The sequence below is a fragment of the Massilia varians genome (assembly GCF_027923905.1).
GTDB classification, from domain to species: Bacteria; Pseudomonadota; Gammaproteobacteria; order Burkholderiales; family Burkholderiaceae_D; genus Telluria; species Telluria varians_B.
Genome location: NZ_AP026966.1, coordinates 3,926,808 through 3,947,655 on the forward strand (window position 1 = coordinate 3,926,808; position 20,848 = coordinate 3,947,655).

Below are 20,848 nucleotides of genomic sequence, written 5' to 3' on the forward strand. Positions count from 1 at the left end.
GGGCGCGGCGCATCAGGATTGTCCCAGCTATTGCGCCGTGCTGACCGCGAGCAAAGCCCGTTTGACCCGCCGGCGCGTCCGGATGTCCCGAAAACCGGTCGTTCCAGATTCAAGGGGCGACATACCGCTCTCCCAGCGCGGCCCTGGCGGCCCGCTGCTCGATGTGCTTGAAATAGGGCCGGCCCCTGCCCTCGGAGATGAAAAAAAAGTATTCGCCATGGGCATTGCGCGCGTAGCGGGTCACGCTGAGGACGCGGATGCCGTACTTGTCCTCGTAGGCCACGCCCTCGGCCACGATCTCGGCGCTGCGCCCGTCGAAGCACAGCTCCGGCGGCGCTTCCGTGATACGTAGCTGCCGGAACTCCTCGTTCGCCATGCCGACGACATCGCGCGCGCCGCGTATATACCGGTAGTTGCTGTACACGATGAGCGCAAGCACCACGATCCAGACGACCACCGCAATGGGTTCCATGGCGTCTCCCGTTCAGGCCTGCAGCCAGGCCACCAGTGGCGCATCGTTCGGATTGAGCAGCACCCGGTCCAACTGGGCGCGAGGCAGCAGCGACACCGCCTGGCTCTCCCAGCCCATGTCGGACGGGCAGCCGCCGACGCGCCGGCCCAGGTAATAGCGGGTGCGGCTGCGGCTGCGCGTCAGGTCCATCAGGAAGCCGGTCAACACCACGTGCAGGCCGCTTTCCTCATGGGCTTCGCGGATCGCCGCGGCGCGCAGCAGCATGCCCGGGTCGAGCGTGCCTTTCGGGAAGGTGGCCGGGTAGCCGCCGAAGCCGTTCGACGGGTGCACCACCCAGACCCGCCCATCGTCCTCGAGGATGACGACGCCCGCCGCCACGCGCCGGCCGGGCGCCGGCGCGAAGGGTGGCTCGTCGAAGGCATCCTCGCGCCCGGCAAGCGCGATCCAGCCGGCATCGCTGCGCGGGGCCTCGCGCCACAGCGCGAACGGGATGGCGTTCAGGGCCGGCGGCACCGCACCGCCCGGGATCACGGTGGCGCCAAGCCGCGGGTCGAGCCAGTGCTCCAGCGGCGTCGGGGCGGTGGGCGCGGCGATGGCGACCGGCTTGCCCCATTCGTCGGGTTTCGGGTGGATCGATATCGGCATGGCTGGCGCGGGAGTCGGTGACGCTCCATTCTAATACCGCAACATCGGCGCAGCGAAGCATTGATTCGCCATCCCTTCTGTGACAACATCGGTCGACCCCGTCTGCCTCCATCCGCGACCCGACAACAATGAACAAGACGCCCGGCTCCGCCCCCCTCACCCTGGCCCTCGACAACGTCCTGCTCGACACCCGCCCGCGCCGGCTCGGCGGCTGGCGCCGCGCCAGCGCCGAGTTCCTGTATTTCGGCTTCAAGAACGCGCGCGCCTGCCTGTTCGTGGGCCTGTTCTTCGCCGCCATGATGCTCACCCCGCGCACCGGCATCCTCGGCATCCCGCGCTACGACGTGCTGCTGCTGGTGGCGCTGGCCATCCAGCTGTGGATGGTGAGGTTGGGCCTGGAAACGATGGACGAACTGAAGGCGATCTGCCTGTTCCACGCGGTCGGCTTCGCGCTCGAGGCCTTCAAGGTGTCCGGCGCCATCCAGTCCTGGGCCTACCCGGACTTCGCCTACACCAAGCTGCTGGAGGTGCCGCTGTTCTCGGGCTTCATGTACGCCGCCATCGGCAGCTACATCGTGCAGGCCTGGCGCCTGTTCGACCTGCGCATCCGCCACCATCCGCCGCACTGGATGGCCTGGACCATCGCGATCCTGATCTACCTGAACTTCTTCACCCACCATTACATCGGCGACTACCGCTGGTACCTGGCGGCTTGCGCGCTCGGCCTGTACTCGCGCACCATGGTGGTGTTCCGGCCACTCGACCGCGACCGCAAGATGCCGCTGCTGCTGTCCTTCGTGCTGATCGGCTTCTTCATCTGGCTGGCCGAGAACATCGGCACCTTCTGGGGCGTGTGGCGCTACCCGAACCAGTTGGGCGCCTGGTCGGTGGTCCACGTAAGCAAGTGGAGCTCGTGGTCGCTGCTGGTGATCATGACGTTCACCATCGTGGCCAACCTCAAGCACATCAAGGAAAAGATCCACGTCGCGCGGGCATAGCCGGGCGCGGCGCGGGTATCATGGGCGTGTCGCGCCCGTGTCCGCTTCTGCCAAGGAACCACCATGAAACCGCCGACCAGCCTCGTTGCGCTTGCCCTGCTAGCGGTGCTGTCCGCCGCCCTGGCGATGCCGGGAGACGTGCGCGCGGCCGGCTTCCAGAGCCAGCGCGCCATCGCCGCCGGCGAAGTCGACCTCACTGCCCTGCTGGCCGGGCTGGAACGGCAGCGCGCCAAGGCCATCGTGCAGAACGACATCGCCGCCCTGCGCTACCTGATGGACCGCGAGTACTACCACGTCGACAGCCGCGGGCGGGTGCGCAGCAAGACCGAGCTGCTCATTGCGCTCGAACGCAAGGACTTCCGCTTCCGGCTCTACGAGATCGACAGCACCGAGGTGCATATGCTGGAGGGCGGCAACGCCGCCCTGGTCACCGGCACCTACCGGGCGCTGATGGCGGGCGACGCCGCCAAGCCGCCGCGCTTTCGCTATGCGCACCTGTGGATACGCCAGCCGGACGGCTGGAAGAACAGCTTCCACCAGAGTACCGCCATCCGCCCCGCGCAGGGCAACTGAAGCTCAGGCGACGCCTTGCGCCGTGCTCCAGCTGACGCTTCCGCTGTTTCCCGCGAAGAGCACCTCGGCGCCGCTGGCCTCGCGCAGGCGCGCCTTGATCTCGCGCGGCGCCAGGCGGTAGTGATGGCCGCGCTCCGCCTCCGCGCTGTCCGGCTCCACGTCGAGCGCACGCACCGTGAGTTCGCCCGCCACCTGCCCGATGGCGACGCTGACCGTGCCGCTGTGCTGCGCGCGCTGGGCCTGCAGCCTTTCCAGCAGCGCCACGCCTGACTGCCGCTCGGCCTCGACCTCCTTGACCTCCTGCGACAGCGCGGCCATCTGCTTGAGCGCGGGCGCCGCCGCGGCGGCCAGCTTCCTGAAGGCCGGCTGCTGTTCCGGGGTAAGCACCAGTTCGCCCTTGCGCACGCGCCCCGCCAGCCTGACGTAGCTGGCCACTTCAAGCTGGGCCGCCACCGCTTCCATCGCGGCGCGGCGCCGGCCGGCCAGCTCGCCGAACTGGCCCACGCGCTCGCGGATCATGCCGATCGCCGCATCGATGCGCGCGCAGTCCGGGCGCAGCACGAAGACCCGCATCTCGCTGTATCCGCGCGGCGCGGCGCGCTCGATGGCGATGCGCCTGGCGGCGATGGCGCAGCCCTCGGCCTGCCCGATCTCCACCTCGTCGGCCACGATCTCGCAATTGAGCGCTTCGGCCACCACGACCCGGCTGCCGGAGATGATGCAGTTCTCGGCGCGCTGCAGGCTGACCTCGCCGTTGGCGCTCTGGATGGTGGCGCCGGATGCGACGCCGGCCACGAGGATCGGGCCGTCGCCGTTCCTGGCGCTGCCGCCCATCAGGTTGCGGTTCAGGCGCACCGCGCCGCCGCGCGAGACCACGTGGCCGTACACGTCGGCGTGCACCGTGATGCTCTCGCCCTCGACCACTCGGTTTTCCTGGACCTCGCCGAATTCCTCGTAGTCGCCCTCCAGCTGCAGGTTGCCGGTGGTCCTGGCGCTGACCCCGTCGCGGCTGACGATCTTGTCGCCCACCGAAAGCCGGTTGCCTTCCACGTTCAGGAAGCCGTCCTGCAGCGCGACCACGAACTCGCCTTCGGCGATGCGGTCGACCGTCGTGCCGGGGCCGCTCCAGTCGCCCAGATCGAGATCGAGCGGCAGTTCCGGGGCGAGGGCGATGCCGGACAGCTCGAAGCCCGGCTCGCCCTGCACGCCCGGCAGCTTGCGCAGCAGGCGCGTGCCGCGCTGGACCTGGGGAAAGCGGTTCTGGAAGCTCATCAGGTCAAGCTTGCCGTTGGCGAGCTGGCGCGGGGCGTCGCTGCGGTGCAGCTCGTTCGAGACCTCGACCACGCGCGCATCCTCGCCCGCGCGCGCGGGCAGCCGGCGCGCCACCACGAAACGGCCGGCCGCCGCGGCATCGATGAGGCCCTTGAGCGCCCCGACATCGATGCCGAAGCGGATGCCCTTGAGCCACATGTCGGCGATGAATTCGTCGATGTCGAGCCGGGCCGGCTGCTCGACGCCCTCGGGGTCCGGCAGGAACACGGGCTCGAAGTAGTATTCGGCCTGGCCGTCGGCGATCTTGACGGCGCGGTAGAGCTGGCGGCGCGCCGGATCGAAAGGCAGGATGTCGTCGGCCAGGCGCACCAGGGGCTCGCCGCGCGCCCCGCTGACCGCGGGCGGCAATGCGGGGCCGTGGCCGAACAAGGCCTTGATCAGGACCGGGTAGTCGAGGCCGGCAAAATACCGGTTCCCGAGCAGGATGCCGTCGACCGCCGCCAGCAGGCCCGGGCCGAGCGCGGCCATGTCGCAGTAGATGCCGTCGGCCTGGCGGACAATGCAGGCGTCTGCGGCTGCTGGGTTGGACACGGCGCGTTCTCCCGATCGGCTAAGGTGCCGATACGATAGCATGTTGCGATATGTAAATAAACATATAGCAACAATATTTCACCAAGGAAATTCAACGCACGGGGACGCGGCGCGTAATCGGGATAGGGGCGGCCAAATCTGGCCAGCCCCTCCCACACCACCCGGCATGCGGGTCCGCACCGGGCGGTTGGAACGGTTGAGGTCATAGTGCCGAAACCCGGCGCACCATGCCTGCTCTCACCTGTGTTCAACCCGGTCGAGTCGGTTCTTCGCTGTCGGAGAAAGCGTCGGCTTCACCTTGGCTCCCATTAACGAGCCCCGTTGCCGGCATCTGAAGCATTCCTTCTCGAATGGTCGAGCAGATTCCAACTCCCATTCCTTCGGTCCTTCAGTACCAGTCTTTAGCCTCGCCGGCCATACCAGCACCTACTACGACCTCTGCTGACTTCTCGCTCCGGCTTTCACGTTCCGGTTGCCATTGGCAACCGTCACCCCTTTCAGGCACCAGGCGAGATCTCCCGGTAAGAACGCACTCCTTCCCTGCACAACCGCCGAATTTACGCCGCCTCGCTTTGACCACAAGAGCTTCGCGGAATGTTGCCCGCTCGCCCTGCTCGGCAGCGCCTTCTATTCGGTTCTTGTCCATCGGCTCGCAGTTTCGCTCCACGCTTCCTCTCCACGCTCGGTCGCCCTTACGCAGTTGCGCTTCACTTCGCTCGCTGTGGTCAGCTTACGGCGGGACTTGCACCCGCAAGAGTGCGCCCATGCTGGGCGCTCAACGACGACGGCGCCCGCAGGCGCCGTCAAGGAGGGGTCGCGGCCCGGCCGCAGGCCGGCTCAGCGGCGCCGCGCGTTCGGATACAGGTCGCGGTTGGCTTCGTTGATCTGGCGCTTCAGTTCGCTGCGCTCGTCCGGCGTCATGCGGCCGCGGCGGCCACCTTCTTCGCGCATGGACTCGCGCATCGCCTGTTCCTGGCGCATGCGGGCCTCGACGCGCATTTCCTCGGCCCGCGGGTCGTAGCGCGGATCCTGGGCGCGCATCTCGTAACGGTCGCGCATGGCCTGCTGCTGCATTTCCTCGCGGCGCTGGCCACGGTCCTGGCCTTCCGCCATGGCGCCGGCGGCGGTGCAAGCCAGGGCGAAAGCGAGGACGCCGTGCCTGACGCAACGCGCCAGCCGACCCTCGTTTGCTGCCTCGATTTTGGTATGCACGTTGTTCATGGTGTTCCTCTTCCGCGATGCCCTATAAACAGATAAGCTGTGATTTCCACTTGTCGCCAGTGTAGGTGCATACCGTTCGAGGAGTAAGCCTGATTGGGTAAAGTTTGTAACACAATGTAATGGCTGAGCCACATGGACGAGATGTCCAAGCGATAAGACGTTACCATAGCGACATGCTTCTGACAATTCTGGATTCCATATGAACGCGACCACGAACAATACGGGTGCTACCCCGACCAATAGCGCTAGCGGCAACCAGGGCGGCCATTCCGCCAAGATCATGGTGGTCGACGACGACGTGCGTCTGCGCGACCTGCTGCGCCGCTATCTCACCGAGCAGGGCTTCCAGGTCGTCACCGCGGAGAGCGCGCCGGCCATGAACAAGCTGTGGCTGCGCGAGCGCTACGACCTCCTGGTGCTGGACCTGATGCTTCCGGGCGAAGACGGCCTGTCGATCTGCCGCCGCCTGCGCGGCGACGGCGACCAGACCCCGATCATCATGCTGACCGCCAAGGGCGAGGACGTCGACCGCATCGTCGGCCTCGAGATGGGCGCCGACGACTACCTGCCCAAGCCCTTCAACCCGCGCGAGCTGGTGGCCCGCATCGGCGCGGTCCTGCGCCGCAAGGGTCCGGACGAAATCCCGGGCGCCCCGAGCGAAACCCCGCAGACCTTCGAGTTCGGCGACTTCGTGCTCGACCTGGGCACGCGCACGCTCAAGAAAAACGGCGAGACGGTTCCCCTGACCACCGGCGAGTTCTCGGTGCTCAAGGTGTTCGCGCGCCATGCGCGCCAGCCGCTCTCGCGCGAGAAGCTGATGGAGCTCGCCCGCGGCCGCGAATACGAGGTGTTCGACCGCTCGCTGGACGTGCAGATCTCGCGCCTGCGCAAGCTGATCGAGCCCGATCCTTCCAGCCCGCTGTACATCCAGACCGTCTGGGGCCTGGGCTACGTGTTCATCCCTGAAGGACAGCCGCGCTAGTGTTCGCCCCACTCTCGGCGGCGCGCCGCGCCGCCCGCTTTGCCTGGTACCGGAGCGGCCTGTTCTGGCGGACCTTCCTCCTGATGTCGGCGCTGACCGCCGCCTCGATGGGGTCGTGGATCGGCATGATCAGCGTATTCCAGCGCGGCCCGCAGATCCAGCAGACCGCCGAGCTGGTGGTGTCGGCGGTGACCATCACCAGGGCCGCCCTGATCCACTCGGCGCCCGCGCAGCGCCTCGAGCTGCTGCTCGAACTGGTGTCGAACGAAGGCATCCGCGTCCTCACGCTCAACGAGGACGACATCGTCGAGCCGCCGCCGAACAATCCCCTGATGCCGGAGATCGCCGCCATCGTGCGCGAACGCCTGGGCAAGCAGACCCGCTTTTCGAGCGGCGTGAACGGCGTGCCCGGCTTCTACATCAGCTTCAATATCGACGGCGACGAATACTGGCTGATGCTCGAGCGCGAGCGCCTGGCCGGCCTGAGCCGCGTGCAGTGGCTCGGCTGGGCCACGCTGGTGGGCCTGCTGTCGCTGATCGGCGCCGCCTTCATCTCTTCGCTGGTCAACCGGCCGCTGGCCCGGCTGACGGCGGCCGCGCGCGCCATCGCCAAGGGCGAGAGGCCGGCGCCGCTGCCCGAGAAGGGCTCGCAGGAGATCATCGAGGCCAACCGCAGCTTCAACCAGATGGTCGAAGACCTGGCCCAGGTCGAGAAGGACCGCGCCGTGATCCTGGCCGGCATCTCGCACGACCTGCGCACGCCGCTGGCGCGCATGCAGCTCGAGGTCGAGATGGCCAACCTGCCGCAGGATGCGCGCGAAGGCATGCAGTCGGACATCGAGCAGATGGACGCGATCATCGGCCAGTTCCTCGACTACGCCAAGCCGACCGATGCCGCCACCTTCATCGCGGTGAACCTGTCCGAGATGCTGGCCGAGGTCGGCCGCGAGGCGGGCCGCATCCGCGACCTGCGGGTGCAGGTCGACCTGATGCCGGGCGTGCACGTGATGGGCAACGCCACCGACCTGCGGCGGGTGGTCAACAACATCATCGAGAACGCGCGCAAGTACGGCAAGACGCCGGGCCAGGACTACACCGAGATCGCGATCGTCCTGCGGGTAAAGGCAACCGGCCACGGGCGGCGCGCCGTGATCGAGATCTGCGACCACGGGGTGGGCGTCCCGCAGGACCAGATCAACCAGCTGCTCAAGCCCTTCACGCGCCTGGACAGCGCGCGCGGCCAGGCCAACGGCGCCGGCCTGGGCCTGGCCATCGTGGAGCGCGTGCTCTCGCGCCACAATGCCGAGCTCACGGTGAGCAACCGCGAAGGCGGCGGGCTGTTGCTGCAGCTGGCCTTGCCGCTGGCGGGATAAGCAGCGCGTGGCTCAGCTGCTGGCCGCCCTGCTCCGTGGCCTCGGCCGCAACCTGCTGGTCTTCGCGGCCATCGTGCTGGTTCTCGCATCAAGCCACTGGTTGCGGGGCGAGTGGACCAACATCCAGCACATCGTCGGCGAGCTCCTTGCCCTGCGCCAGGCGCAAGCCGGCTTCGACGCACGCCGCGCCGCGCTGGCGCGCAGCACCGAGCAAGCGCTGCGCAGTTTGTCCGGCGCCGGCATCGCGCAGCTCGACGGACACATCGCCGAAGTCGACAGGGAGATCGCACGCCTGCGCCGCGAGGGCGAAGGCGCGCCGGTGCTGGGCGCCGCGCTCGCCGGCCGCGAGGCCCTGGCGCAGCAGCTCGCCCGCTCGGCCATGCGCGACATGGAAATCGAACTGCGGCGCCAGGAAAAGACCCACCTGCTGGCCCTGCGCGCACGCGTCGACGCGCTCGCCAACCGGCAGGCCGCGCTGGCCACCCTGGAGCGGCTGCGGCGCGAACACGTGGCGGTCTACGCGGCGCTGCAGGACACGATGAACAAGCGCACCGAGGCGGCACGGGCCGCGGGCACCTGGGGCAAGCTGTTCTTCACCGACGACTACCGCCAGCTGCGGGCACTGGACGCGCAAGCGGCCCGGCTGCGCGCCAGGAACAGCGCCGCGCACCGCGCCTTCCAGGCCCAGCGCACGCTGGTCGATACGCTGCCCGCGATCGGCGCGCCGGCCGCGTTCCGGCTCAATGAAGAAGCGCTGGCGGCGGCGGCCGCGCCGCTGCGCGAACGGCTGCGCGAAGTCGAGCAGCTGGCGGGAACCAGCGCCGTGTGGCAAGCCTATGGCGTGGTGCAGCCGCTGTTGCTGCCGGCGCTCGTGCTGCTGGCCGGATGGTGGCTGCTGCCCGCAAGCATCCGCGCCCTGTTCTATTTCGTGCTGGCGCCGCTTGCGGCAAGAAGGCCGCCGATCGTCTTGGGCGACGCGCCGGCCGTCCCCGGCGTGCCGGCCCGGATGGCCGCGCGCATCTCCGCCGTCTCGCACAACCTGGCGCTGGCGCCGGGCGAGGAACTGCTGATCCGCCCCGACTACTGCCAGAGCCAGCCCGCGGGCGTGGCCGTCTCGACCCGGCTGCTGTTCAACTGGCGGCGCCCGCTGAGCAGCCTGGCGGCGCGCCTGTGGATGCTCAAGCGCCTGCGCGCCACGGCGCCGGCCGAGGTGGTGGTGTCGGCCACCAGCGACCCGCTGGACGAGCTCGCGCTGCTGGAACTGCGTGCCGGCGAGACCTTCGTGCTGCAGCCGCGCGGCCTGGCCGGGATGGTCTACCGGAGCGGCCGCCGGCCCGCCATCCGCAGCCACTGGCGCCTGGGAACCCTGCACGCCTGGCTCACGCTGCAGCTGCGCTACCTGGCCTTCGAGGGCCCGGCGACCCTGGTCCTGAAAGGCTGCCGCGGCGTGCGGCAGGAAGTGGCTGGCGCCGGGCGTACGATCAGCCAGGATGCGACCCTTGGCTTCAGCGCGCATGCCCGCTACGGCACCGTGCGCGCCGAGCCCTTCCTGCCTTACCTGGCTGGCCGGCAGCCCCTGTTCCACGACAGCTTCGCCGGGCAGGACGCCTGCTTCCTGTACGAGGAAGTGCCGCGCTCGGCCCAGGCCGGCGGGCGCCGCAACAACCCGTTCGAGGTGCTGTTCGACGCCGCCCTGAAGGCCTTCGGGATCTAGGTTCTACCCTTCCTGCCGGAACACCGGCGGCAGCACCGGTTTGCCCAGCCCCGCCCTGCCGCCGAAGGTGGACGCCATGTCGTAGCGCAGGCCGGCCGCTTCCCAGCGGCGCAGGAATTCCTCGATCACGTCCGGATGGCTGCCCAGGTGCAGGCGCACGTAGGGCACCGGCGCGGTCTGGTTGAACAGCGAGGCCGACACCAGGGTGCCGGTGGCGAAGAACAGGTCGTCGCGGAAGCGGTCGATGCCGCCGTCCGTCGTCTGGTAAACCTTCGGGATCTCGATCAGCATGTACGAGGTCGACGGGCCGATGCACAGGGCCGCGTCGTTCCAGCCCATGCGCTCCTTCAGGCGCGCACGCACCAGCTCCTTCTGGCGGGTGTAGAACAGGCCGGTCTCGATGGTCCAGTCGGCCGCTTCCGGGGTGGCCAGCCAGGCGCACATCAGTTCCGCGTTGTGGGTGTTGGTGTGGTAGCGGTTGATCCAGGACTCGCGGCTCAGCTGGCGCAGCATCGTCGGCGAGGTGGTGATGGCCGCCACGCCCATGGTGTTGCAGGAGAACTGCTTGCCGAAGGGACGGGTCGCGACCCAGCGCTCGAACATGCCGGAGCGCACCAGTTCGTTGTCGCCGCCCTCGCGGTCGAAAGCGTCGAGCAGCGCCTTCAGGTGGTTGACCACCGGCGCGCGCGGGTCGTGGACGCAGTAATAAGCGTCGTCGAGCAGCAGGAAGCCGTCCTGGGCAGCGCACAAGTCGAGCAGCCAGCCGGTCACGTCGACCGGCCACTGCATGCCGGTCGGGTTGTGCTGGGGATTGGTCACCGCCATGGCGATGTGGCGGCTGCCATCGGCGAGCGTGTCGCGCACGATCGCATCCCATGCCTGCAGGTCCGGCAGCCAGCCGTTCTTCGGTCCCAGGGGCAGGAACACGATCTCGAAGCCGACGTCCTTGAAAATGCCGCGGTAGTCCCAGCTCGGGGTCGGCACCAGCGCCACCGGGGTCTTGCCCGGATGACGTTCGCGCGCGTGGCGCATGGCGACCTTCGCCATGTCGTACATCGCCATCCGGGTCGTCATCGCCAGGCAGCCGACGTCGATGTCGAGCCTGGCCGCGGGCCGGCGCGCCTCCAGGTGGTGCTCGCTGACGATCAGGCGGCGCATGAAGTTGCGGTGGCGCTGGATGCCATAACCGGATTCGGCATAGCCCATGTCGCCGCGCCTGAACTGGAAGGCGTTGATGAACTCCAGGAATTTGGGGCTGACGCCGTTCCAGTGTTCGCCCTTGACGGCGTACAGGGCCGGTCCGTGCGGCGCCCCGGCCTGCATGTAGTCGTGGTACAGCACCTGCTCGGGCGAGCATTGGCGCATCTCTTCCGAGTCGTTCTGGAGGTGTTCGGCGGCGGCCTGGATGTGGCTGCGCAGGTGCGGCGTCCAGGTCGGGACCGTGGGACGCTCGAGGGCTTGATTCAGCTGGGTCATCGGGATGTCTCTCACTATAAACGTGGCGGATACTTGCAGTTTTGCCATGTGGCAACATCACAAGTTCCGCGCAGTCTAATGAGTTGGCGTGGAGACGGTCGCACGATTGGCGCCCCCATGCAGGCGACATGAAATGCGCGTTATCCGGCGCGTTTCAGGCGCGTTTCAGGCTCGCCAGGGCCTGTGCGATGTCGGGATAGCGGAACCCGAAACCCTCGCGCAGCAGCCGGCGCGGCGCGACGCGCTGCCCTTCGAGCAGCAGGTCGGACTGCTCGCCCAGCACCAGGCGCAGCGGCCATCCCGGCGTGGGCATGAAGCACGGCCGGCGCCAGATGCGTGCGGCCGCCTCGCTGAATTGCGCCTGCGTGACGCATTCGGGCGCGGTGAAGTTGCTGGCCCCGACGGCGCCCCGGGCCGGATGCGCGATCGCATCGCGCCAGCGGTGCGCGATGCCGCCCACCACGTCATCCACATGGATCCAGGACAGCCACTGCCGCCCGCTGCCGAGCCTGCCGCCCAGGCCGAGCAGGATCGGCAGCAGCATCATCGGCACCGCCCCGCCCCTGCCGACGACCAGGCCGAAGCGCATGCATTCCACCTGCACGCCGTACTGCGCGGCCCCGCCGGCCGCTTGTTCCCATTCGCGGCACAGGTCCGACATGAAGACCGGCTGCGGCGGAGACGATTCGTCCAGCTCCGCGGTGTCGCCGATGCGCTGGGTGCCGTAGTAGCCGATGGCGGACGCGTTCAGCAGCAGGAAGGGCTTGTGTTCGGCGCGTGCGATCCAGTCCACCAGCTGCCGCGTCAGCCCGACGCGGCTGCGGCGCAGCGCCTCCTTGCGCGCCGCGGACCAGCGCGCACCCAAGATGCGCGCGCCGGCCAGGTTGACGACCACGTCGATGCGGGTCTGCGGCGGCAGCGCCTGCATCGATCCGACGCATGTGATCTTGTCTTCGAACAGCCGCGCCGCCGCTTCCGGCTGCCGGCTCAGGGCGAACACCGTATGGCCGTCTTGCAGCAAGGCGCCCACCAGATGCCGGCCGACGAAGCCGGTGGCGCCGGTAACGAGGACGCTGCGCTTGTGGGTGTCGAAGGACACGGCGGGGGCAGCAACGCCGCCCTGTCCGCGCGCCGCCGCGATCACGTCGCGCAGTCCGGCCAGGTGTCGTACGGTGGAAGTCATGGCTGCTCCTTGCTGTTCGGTCCGAGGAAGCGGGCGACCTTGCCGCCCATCTTGAGGAAGCGCTGCAGCGTCTGCGGCGGCAGGTGCCGGTAATCCTCGAAGCCGGCGCTGAGCATTTCGAGGAACTCGAGCACGACCTGCATGCGCGCCAGCGTGGCCGCGTCCAGGCCCGCGTCTTGCTCGCCTTCGATGGCGCATTCGCGCAGCAGGCTCAGGGTCGGGTCGATCTCGCGGCGCTTGCGCTCTTCCAGGATGACCCGGAAGATTTCCCACACGTCCTGCAAGGCCTGAAAATGGTCGCGCCGGTCGCCCAGCACGTGCGAGACGCGCACCAGCTTCCAGCTCTGCAATTCCTTGAGGCTGTTGCTGACGTTGGAGCGCGCCACGCCTAGGGTCTCGACGATGTCGTCGGCGGTCAAGGGCCGCTCCGACAGGTAGAGCAGCGCATGGATCTGGGCGACGGTGCGGTTGACGCCCCAGCGGGTGCCCATCTCTCCCCAGTGCAGGACGAATTTCTGTGCGGTCGGGCTGAGGCTCATGGCTTTCCTTTATTTCTGCTATTACAGAAATTAAAGAACAAGCCGAAGAAAATAGCAAGGGTATTCGACGTGCAGTGTTGTTCGTTCGGCTCATGCTGCTCGCCTTCCCAGGGTGGCCGGCATTTTTTGTGCTTGTCTGGCTCGCCTGAAACGACTATTTCCTACCGGGATAGGTTCCCGGTGCGCGCTGATCGCGCAAGCTCTTCTGGCAATACGTTTGGGCACCTCGAATAACCCTTGATTTTGCCGCCATCAGCGGGCCGAGCGTTTGAGTGTGGCCGGAAATGCGCGAGCGGCGCCGTTTCTGGGCCTGTTTTTCAGGCTGCGGTGCTCGATTTCAGTGGTCCGGACGGACCCTGGGCGTCAGAACGCCTCGATCCGGGCCTCCTTCAAATAGACGAGGCGCTGTAAGTTGTATACAGCTACCTTCCAGCTCAGGTGCAGCGTGGCGCGCGCCAGGCCGATCGAACGCAAGGCCTTGCCACCCATCTGCGCCAGGGCGGCGAAGACATGCTCGACGCGGGCGCGGGTCTTGGCGATGCGGCGGTTGCGGCGCTCCTGGGTCTCCGAGATCGGCTTGTCTTTGCTGCCCTTGCGCTGAATCTGCATGCGCCAGCCTTGCTTGCTCAGCCTCGCTTCACGCTCGCCATCGACATAGCCCTTGTCGGCCAGGATGTTCCGATTTGTGTTGGCAGGGTCGAGCACTTCCTCGAAATGCGTGGTGTCGTGTTCGCTGGCCGTGCTCACTTTGATCTTGCGTACCAGCTTGTAGCGCTTGTCGGCGTTGGCCGAGACCTTGTAGCCGAAATAGGACTTGCCGTGCTTTTTCGTCCAGCGCGCGTCCGTATCTTTCTGGCGCCGTTTGGCTGGCTTCCAGTCGGCCGGCATCGCGCCTTCGCTGACCAGGGCTTTCTCTTCCTTGCTCAGCGACTGCCTGGGCGCCTGCACGATGCTCGCGTCGATCATTTGGCCGCCGCGAGCAATGTAGCCGTGCATGGACAACTGGCGATTGACCGCATCGAAAATGCTCTCGCTGGCGCCGGCTTGGATCAGGCGCTCCTTGAAAGTCCAGATCGTCGTTCGGTCCGGGATCTGGCTGCTGGCGCGCAGTCCGACGAAACGCTGAAAGCTCAGGCGATCAAGCAGCTGGAATTCCATCTGCTCATCGCTCAAGTTGAACAACTGCTGGATCGACAGCACGCGCACCATCAGTTCGGTGGGGAACGGTGGACGGCCGCCGCGTTCGCGGCTGGGACGCGGTGCCGCACGATCGACTTCGGCGGCAAGGGCAACGAAGTCGACATGCTGCTCCAACACCCGCAGCGCATCGCCAAGCTTGTTCAGCTTGGCTTCGCGCTCCTGGTCGGCAAACAAACTGGTCTTGATCATGAAAATTTACGTCAGGTTCGAGGCGACAGCATCATGACAGATTCGGGAGGGTTTTTCGAGGTGCCCGTTTGCGTTGAACGACAAAGCCCCGGTCTGCCGGAGCTTTCTTTCTGCTATGCAATCGCTCACGCAACTTTATTTGCTACCAAGTCCCAGCCGCCAACTGTCGAGCCGCCACCACCGCCGCCGATTTTCTGCTGGGTGTATTTCCATTTCACCTTGGAGAATTTCAGGCTTACTTGCTCATGCAGAATCGAACCAGCCTCGATGCCGGGCGAAATTGCGCCGATTAACACGTTTTCCAATTCGATTTCGAAATACTTGATTGGACTTCCGTTACCGTCAGCGCGCATGAATTCAAATTTTGCTTTCGGTATTGTTTTCCCCATCGCACAGGTCTGCATAAGAATTGGCGAGGACAAGTCTGCCATTTTGGAGAACGTAACCTCTTCCAGCTCGACTCTCTCTGCCGTATGTCCCCCGCCAGTTGAAGCGGTTGCGCTGCGGGGTTGAATGAGACCCCAATTCACCGATGCGCATTCGATCCAGTCTTTATGCTTGTCGTCCTGCGACTCGCCTTTAATCCCGTCGATTTGCAAATAGACGTCGATTGCCATGATTCCTCCGGTATTTGTTGAGCTTGCTATGTTGCCGCAACCAATGCAGAGTCCGCTTGTGTCAAGTCAATAAGCCTGTCTTCCTTCATGATAGCGTGAATGTTTATCTCGACTATGGAGCCATGTATGGCTAGTAACAATCCTAAGCCCACAAATCCCAATGTCACAATGAAAATGTCGCCGGAGGGGCGAGCGCGTTTACGGGCGACGGAAAAAGCGATTTATCGGTATTACAATGATATGGGAAAGAACAAGGGACACTGTACCTGGGGCGTAGGCATCCTCGCTCATAAAGGGGTTTGCACCAAAGAGGAGTTGGGAAGGAAAGTATCGGTAGAGATGGTTGACCAGGAATTCGAGCGCAAAATCGTCGAGACGGAGGGGATCGTTCGCCGCAATATCACGGTCGCGCTTAACCAAGCCCAGTTCGATGCACTATGCAGCTTGGCTTATAATGCCGGCGCAAAAGGTTCCCGCACCACTTTTACATATGTGAACCAAGGTGACTTTACTGGAGCAGCCGCAAATATGGCTTTAATGATCAAGGTCCAGGTGGTCGAGAAGGGGAAAAAGAAATACGTTATCGCACCCGGCCTTATCAAGCGACGCGCCGAGGAGAGCGAACCATTCCTTACCAAAGACGCGGCGAGCGCCGCTAGCAAATGAGGAGAATTGAAAAATGTTCTTTCTTCACCCTCTCTTCTTGATCCAGCGCGCTAACATTCTGTCGCTTATCGTCGCAGCGACCATGACAATGTTGCCTTCCGCTCATGCCTCAGACTCGATTGAGCGAAGAGTTACTGGGGAATGGAAATTCACTGCTGCGCTCGACGGTGCGGAGATAAGCTCCCTCGATGAGCGCGAGGCACAGCGACTTCTCGGCCAAGTTTTCACGATAAGGAAAGACAAGGTCAGATTTGGAAAGATGGACTGCGGAGAAACACAATTCGAAGCGCAAAAGGTCGAGCCAAGGCTTCATTTGCGCGAAGAATTCCACGCAAGCTCAAAAGAGCTTCGTCTGCCTGATCCTGTTACGGTGGTTGACCTGAGCTGTACGTCCGTCTTTATTACAAAGCCAAATCACCTGGTAATTTTCTGGCAAGGGTGGTTCTTCGATGCTGTCCGGGTCAAGAAATAATCAGCAACTTGTATCACGCTCGAAGCTCAGTTCCTCTCTAGGCAATGTGACCCACGACCTTCTTTTCGCTGACGTGGAGCACGATGATCAAGACTTCGTACGCTATTACAACGCCGCCATGAAAACGCTGCTGATCGAGCCCGACAGGCCCGGCAAATAAGGGCCGCGCCTCCGGTATACTGGCGTCTTTCGACCTTCGCGAGCCCGCCATGACCGCTACCCCCGCCCTCTCCTACCGTGACGTCGAACTGGCCGCCGAGCGCCTGCTTGGGGCCGCGCACCGCACCCCGGTGCTGAGCTCGCGCACGGCCAACAGCATGTGCGGCGGCACGCTGTTCTTCAAGTGCGAGAACTACCAGCGCATGGGCGCCTTCAAGTTCCGCGGCGCCTACAACGCGATCGCCAGGTTCGACGATGCCCAGCGCGCTGCCGGCGTGCTGACCTTTTCGTCGGGCAACCACGCCCAGGCCATCGCTCTGTCGGCCAAGCTCGCCGGCATCACATCGACCATCATCATGCCGCAGGACGCGCCGGCGCTGAAAGTGAAGGCCACCAGGGAATACGGCGGCGAAGTCATCACCTACGACCGCTATACCGAAAACCGCGAGGAGATCGGCCGGCGCCTGTCGGAAGAGCGCGGCATGACCCTGATTCCGCCCTACGACCACCCGGACGTGATCGCCGGCCAGGGCACGGCGGCCAAGGAACTGTTCGAGGAAGTCGGCGAGCTCGACATCCTGCTGGTGTGCCTGGGCGGCGGCGGCCTGCTGGCCGGCTGCGCGCTGGCGGCGCGCGCGCTGTCGCCCAATTGCAAGGTGATCGGGGTCGAGCCGGAAGCCGGCAACGATGGCCAGCAGTCGCTGCGCAAGGGAGAGATCGTGCACATCGCCGTGCCCAAGACCATCGCCGACGGCGCCATGGTGACCCACATCGGCGAGCACAATTTCGAGGTGATCCGGCGCGCGGTGGACGACATCGTCACGGTCAGCGACGCTCAGCTGGTGCAGACCATGGCCTTCTTTGCCGAGCGCATGAAGATGATTGTCGAGCCGACCGGCTGCCTGGCGGCGGCCGCGGCCCTGCACGGCGTGGTCGACGTCAAGGACAAGCGCGTGGGCATCCTGATCAGCGGCGGCAACGTCGACCTGTCGCGCTTTGCCGAGCTGATGCAGACCCTGGAAGGCTGAGACGCCATACGGATGAGAGATTCCCGTGCGCGGTGCGCGCACGGGTGAGACAGCGAACAGAGCGTTGTAAAAACGACACCGACAATGGAGGCTCGAACAAAGGAGCCGACCATGAAGCGTCATCTCTGTCTCAGTATCCTTGTCGCGGCACTGGCCGCGCCCGGCGCCCAGGCGGGCGCCAACATCGTCAAGTGCGTGGATGGCGCCGGACGCGTCACCCTGACCGACCAGCCCTGCGAGCAGGGCGCGACCATGGTGCGCCTGGCGAATATGCCTGCCGACGAAGGCGTCACCCGCGCCGAGCCCTATCCCTTGATCACCGAGCGCGGCGTGCTGCCGCCACCGCCGGCGGTGCAGCGGCGCCAGCCGAGCCAGCGCGTGAAGGCCAAGCCGATGCTGCGCGACGTGGTCACGCTTAAGGCGGCGCGGGCGCAGTTCCTGTTGATGGATGCGGCGGGAGCCTCGAAACACACCCTGGCGACGCTGGACTGAGGCGGTCCGCTGTCCGGCCGGCCGCGCCGCTCAGTGCAGGTCGTGCAGCCGCGTCACGCTCGCCAGGTGCGGCGGTGACGGCGACTCCAGCAGGCGCAGCACGTCCAGCACTTCCGGATGGGTGATGAAATCCGCGGCCGACCTGGCCTGCAGCAGGCGCTCCGGCGGCTGCGAGCGCGCGACCGCCCAGCCCTGCACGTAATCCACGCCGATCTCCGCCAGCGTCTGCACGGTGGCCGCGTCTTCCGCCCATTCCGCGATCGTCTTCATGCCCAGGTTACCGGCCAGGCTGACGATCGCCTCGACGATCGCCACGTTGGCCGGGTGGGCGTTGATGTTGACGATGAAGTTGCCGTCGATTTTCAGCACGTCGGCCGGCAGTTCCTTCAGGTAGGAGAAGGAGGTGTAGCCGGCGCCGAAATCGTCCAGCGCCACCTTCACCCCGAAGCTGCGCACCTGGTCGATGAAGCGGCGCGTGTTGTCGAGGTCGTGCAGGGCGACGCTTTCCGTGATCTCCAGGCACAGGCGGCTGGCCACATGCACGTAGCGTCCCAGGATGTCGAAGGTGTCCTGCACGAAGCGCTCGTCGTTGAGCGAGGCGCCCGACAGGTTCATGCAGACGAAACGGGTATTGCCCAGCTCCTCGGCATGCTCGGCGATCCAGGCCAGGGTGGTGTTCAGCACCCAGCGGTCGATGATGCTGGCGCGGCCGCTCTTCTCGGCCGCCGAGATCACCGCGCCAGCCGGCACCACGCGGCCGTCCGGCTCGCGCATGCGCAGCAGCACTTCGAAATTCAGCGATTCGCGCGGGCTGCGCAAGGACATGATCGGCTGCATCTCGAGCAGCAGGTCTTCGGTGGCCTGCGGGCCGGACAGGCGCGCTACCATGTCCAGCTCGGCGGCGCGCTGGCGGAAGGCTTTGGCGCCGCGCTCGTACACCACCAGGCCCTCACCCTGCCCCGTCTTGGCTTCGCGGCAGGCGCGGTCGGCGGTCGAGACCGCGTCCTTCATGGCGATGCCGGGCGCCACCTCGATCAGGCCGACCGAGCCGCGCACGTGGAAGGCCTTGTCGCCCACCCGGTAAGGCGTGTTGCCGAGGCGGTCGACGATGCCGCGGCAGATGATCGAGGCCAGCGGGATGGCCGTCTCCGGCATCAGGATCACGAATTCATCGCCGCCCACGCGGCCGATCTGCTGGCCGCCGGCCAGCATGGTGGCCATGCGCTCGCACACCTGCTTGAGCACCTCGTCGCCGGCGGCATGGCCGAACAGGTCGTTGATCAGCTTGAAGCGGTCGAGGTCGACGTAGGCCAGGGCCATCGGCTTGCCGGCCGCCAGGCCGCCGGCGGCCAGGGCGAATTCGCGCTCGATGCCGCGGCGGTTGAAGACCTTGGTCAGCGGATCGTTGTTGGCCATGAACTGCAGCTGCTCGGTGGCCTTGTGCTTTTCGGTGGTGTCCTGCAGCACGCCCTCGATGCGCGAACGCGCCAGCGTGGCGCTCACCAGGAAGCGCTGGGCGCCGTCGCGGCTGGTCAGCTCCATCTCCGCCTCGGCCTCCCTGTGCACGCCCTCGTGCAGCTCGGTCCAGGTGCTTTCGGTAAAGAACTGGCGCCATGCGGTGCGCCCCGGCACGAAGCTGGCGATGCCCAGCATCTTCTGCAGGGCCGGGTTGACGCTCAGGAAGTGGCCGTACATGTCGAGCGTGAACAGGCCCACCGGCATGGCCTGGTAGGCGTGTTCCAGTTCCTGCTGGGCCGCTTCGCGCTGCTCGGTCTCGATCCGCATCTGCTCGGCCACGGCCAGGGCGGCCAGCAGGCTCGAGGCCAGCGCGGCGGTGACGCTGTTGATGATGCCCAGCAGTTCGCGCATGCCGAGCGCGGCCGAGGCGACTTCGGCAATGGTGGCCAGGAAACTGACGGCAAAGGAAGCGGCGAACCAGGAGGCGACCCGGTTGCGCGATTCCGCGATGATCTTGAACAAGCCCACCGTCATCACCGAGAAGCAGCATACCGTGATGCCCCACAGCAGCGGCAGGTACATGCCATAAGGCAGGAACATGGCGGCGGCCAGCATCGGCATGCACAGCCACTGCATGATGCGGAACGGCAGCACATAGCGCAGCGCGGCGATGTTTTCCTTCAGCAGGGCCTGGTACAGGGTGAGCGTGGCGATGCCGTACAGGGTGATCGACACCGAGCGGCTGCGCAGCAGCCATTCCGACGGGATGGTCTGGCCCAGCCACTGGATGTCCCAGCCGGCCGATAGCGCGGCTACCCGCAGGTTGAGCACCAGCCAGCCGGCGAACAGCACGTACAGGGGCTGGCGGTTGATCAGGGCGGTAATCAGGATGAACAGGGCCAGCACGATCATGCCGCCGTCGAGCAGGCCCGACTTGCGGTGGTACTGCTCGACCGAGAGCTGGTATTGCTCGGCAGGCCACTGCAGGACCGACAGGCGCGCCGGGCCGGCGAAATCAGCGCGGCACAGCAGTTCCCGCGGAAGCGGGTCCAGCGCCAGCGCGAAGCCGGCTTTCGAGGCTTCGATGGCCCCTTGCCCGGCGCCGCGGGTGGCGCTGCCGAGCGGCGCCAGGCTGGCGGCATCCCAGCAGGCCACGTCGAGCGCATGACGCGAAGGGAATTCGACCACCTGGGCGCCAGCGCGCGGCATCGGTTCGAAAGCGAACCACACCGGGGCTTCGGACAAATGGGTGTCGTGGCCGGTCACCAGGCTGGAGGCGCGCGCACGCGCCAGCGCGGCGCCGGGCGCGAGGGCGGCTTCCTGCTGGACCGTGACATGCATCGACAGCGGCACGTCGCCGGAGCTGCGGTACTGGTCGTGCCAGAAAATCAGGGCGATGAGGGAAACCAGGCCGATTCCGAACGGAATCAGGTAATACGAGAACAATTTCAACACCCGCTCCACCACCGCATGCGCGGTGGCCAGGAGCGAAGAACGACGTTGGGGTGTTGGGATGAGCATAAGCTGG

The 20,848-nt window shown here is 66.1% G+C and carries 19 protein-coding genes; 9 read left to right on the forward strand and 10 right to left on the reverse strand.

What is annotated here, in order from left to right; all coding sequences use genetic code 11:
* Window positions 1–109 precede the first annotated feature (109 nt).
* Window positions 110–472, reverse strand: a complete 363-nt coding sequence (locus MasN3_RS17670) for a hypothetical protein (protein ID WP_281908940.1) — start codon at window positions 470–472, stop codon at window positions 110–112.
* Window positions 473–484: 12 nt separating this feature from the next.
* On the reverse strand, window positions 485–1,117 hold the full coding sequence (locus MasN3_RS17675; protein ID WP_281908942.1) for an NUDIX hydrolase: 633 nt from the start codon (window positions 1,115–1,117) through the stop codon (window positions 485–487).
* A gap of 128 nt (window positions 1,118–1,245) precedes the next feature.
* Here MasN3_RS17675 and MasN3_RS17680 point away from each other — a divergent pair, with 128 nt between their 5' ends.
* On the forward strand, window positions 1,246–2,115 hold the full coding sequence (locus MasN3_RS17680) for a DUF817 domain-containing protein (RefSeq protein ID WP_281908944.1): 870 nt from the start codon (window positions 1,246–1,248) through the stop codon (window positions 2,113–2,115).
* 63 nt (window positions 2,116–2,178) lie between these two features.
* Window positions 2,179–2,688: a nuclear transport factor 2 family protein gene (locus MasN3_RS17685; protein WP_281908945.1), complete on the forward strand. Its 510-nt coding sequence runs from the start codon at window positions 2,179–2,181 to the stop codon at window positions 2,686–2,688.
* A 3-nt stretch (window positions 2,689–2,691) separates the two neighbouring features.
* Here MasN3_RS17685 and MasN3_RS17690 read toward each other — a convergent pair whose 3' ends face one another.
* A complete protein-coding gene (locus MasN3_RS17690; protein ID WP_281908947.1) occupies window positions 2,692–4,551 on the reverse strand; it encodes a flagellar assembly protein A in 1,860 nt (619 codons plus the stop codon).
* 837 nt (window positions 4,552–5,388) lie between these two features.
* On the reverse strand, window positions 5,389–5,772 hold the full coding sequence (locus tag MasN3_RS17695; protein ID WP_281908948.1) for a hypothetical protein: 384 nt from the start codon (window positions 5,770–5,772) through the stop codon (window positions 5,389–5,391).
* A gap of 280 nt (window positions 5,773–6,052) precedes the next feature.
* Between MasN3_RS17695 and ompR the strand changes: the two genes are divergently transcribed.
* The 3 genes from ompR to MasN3_RS17710 are packed head-to-tail and all read left to right on the forward strand — an operon-like array spanning window position 6,053 to window position 9,841.
* The gene (ompR, locus tag MasN3_RS17700) at window positions 6,053–6,754 is read left to right on the forward strand and encodes an osmolarity response regulator transcription factor OmpR (protein ID WP_281914537.1); all 702 of its coding nucleotides are present in this window, start codon (window positions 6,053–6,055) and stop codon (window positions 6,752–6,754) included.
* A complete protein-coding gene (locus MasN3_RS17705) occupies window positions 6,754–8,127 on the forward strand; it encodes a sensor histidine kinase (RefSeq protein WP_281908949.1) in 1,374 nt (457 codons plus the stop codon). The genes ompR and MasN3_RS17705 overlap by 1 nt, the downstream gene beginning before the upstream one ends.
* Before the next feature lie 7 nt (window positions 8,128–8,134).
* Window positions 8,135–9,841 (forward strand): hypothetical protein, encoded by a 1,707-nt coding sequence (locus tag MasN3_RS17710; RefSeq protein WP_281908951.1) that lies wholly within the window; start codon window positions 8,135–8,137, stop codon window positions 9,839–9,841.
* Window positions 9,842–9,844: 3 nt separating this feature from the next.
* Here the strand turns inward: MasN3_RS17710 and MasN3_RS17715 are convergent, their stop codons facing one another.
* The 5 genes from MasN3_RS17715 to MasN3_RS17735 form a co-directional block, all read right to left on the reverse strand.
* Complete coding sequence (locus MasN3_RS17715; RefSeq protein WP_281908953.1) at window positions 9,845–11,317, reverse strand: pyridoxal phosphate-dependent aminotransferase; 1,473 nt, start codon at window positions 11,315–11,317, stop codon at window positions 9,845–9,847.
* Between the two features lie 154 nt (window positions 11,318–11,471).
* On the reverse strand, window positions 11,472–12,500 hold the full coding sequence (locus MasN3_RS17720) for a TIGR01777 family oxidoreductase (protein WP_281908955.1): 1,029 nt from the start codon (window positions 12,498–12,500) through the stop codon (window positions 11,472–11,474).
* Window positions 12,497–13,039 (reverse strand): GbsR/MarR family transcriptional regulator, encoded by a 543-nt coding sequence (locus tag MasN3_RS17725; RefSeq protein WP_281908956.1) that lies wholly within the window; start codon window positions 13,037–13,039, stop codon window positions 12,497–12,499. The genes MasN3_RS17720 and MasN3_RS17725 overlap by 4 nt, the downstream gene beginning before the upstream one ends.
* 363 nt (window positions 13,040–13,402) lie before the next feature.
* Complete coding sequence (locus MasN3_RS17730; protein WP_281908958.1) at window positions 13,403–14,428, reverse strand: IS5 family transposase; 1,026 nt, start codon at window positions 14,426–14,428, stop codon at window positions 13,403–13,405.
* 125 nt (window positions 14,429–14,553) lie between these two features.
* Window positions 14,554–15,045 carry an Hcp family type VI secretion system effector gene (locus MasN3_RS17735; RefSeq protein WP_281908959.1) on the reverse strand — a complete coding sequence of 164 codons (492 nt, stop codon included), beginning with the start codon at window positions 15,043–15,045 and terminating at the stop codon, window positions 14,554–14,556.
* Between the two features lie 126 nt (window positions 15,046–15,171).
* Between MasN3_RS17735 and MasN3_RS17740 the strand changes: the two genes are divergently transcribed.
* The 4 genes from MasN3_RS17740 (at window position 15,172) to MasN3_RS17755 (ending at window position 17,862) form a co-directional block, all read left to right on the forward strand.
* Complete coding sequence (locus MasN3_RS17740) at window positions 15,172–15,711, forward strand: lysozyme (protein ID WP_281908961.1); 540 nt, start codon at window positions 15,172–15,174, stop codon at window positions 15,709–15,711.
* 13 nt (window positions 15,712–15,724) lie between these two features.
* Window positions 15,725–16,183 (forward strand): hypothetical protein, encoded by a 459-nt coding sequence (locus MasN3_RS17745; protein WP_281908963.1) that lies wholly within the window; start codon window positions 15,725–15,727, stop codon window positions 16,181–16,183.
* A gap of 209 nt (window positions 16,184–16,392) precedes the next feature.
* On the forward strand, window positions 16,393–17,370 hold the full coding sequence (locus MasN3_RS17750) for a threo-3-hydroxy-L-aspartate ammonia-lyase (RefSeq protein ID WP_281908965.1): 978 nt from the start codon (window positions 16,393–16,395) through the stop codon (window positions 17,368–17,370).
* Window positions 17,371–17,481: 111 nt separating this feature from the next.
* Window positions 17,482–17,862, forward strand: coding sequence for a DUF4124 domain-containing protein (locus MasN3_RS17755; RefSeq protein ID WP_281908967.1), 381 nt, complete (start codon window positions 17,482–17,484; stop codon window positions 17,860–17,862).
* 30 nt (window positions 17,863–17,892) lie between these two features.
* On the opposite strand, the gene MasN3_RS17760 is transcribed toward MasN3_RS17755, so the two are convergent.
* Complete coding sequence (locus MasN3_RS17760) at window positions 17,893–20,841, reverse strand: EAL domain-containing protein (protein ID WP_281908968.1); 2,949 nt, start codon at window positions 20,839–20,841, stop codon at window positions 17,893–17,895.
* Window positions 20,842–20,848 lie beyond the last annotated feature (7 nt).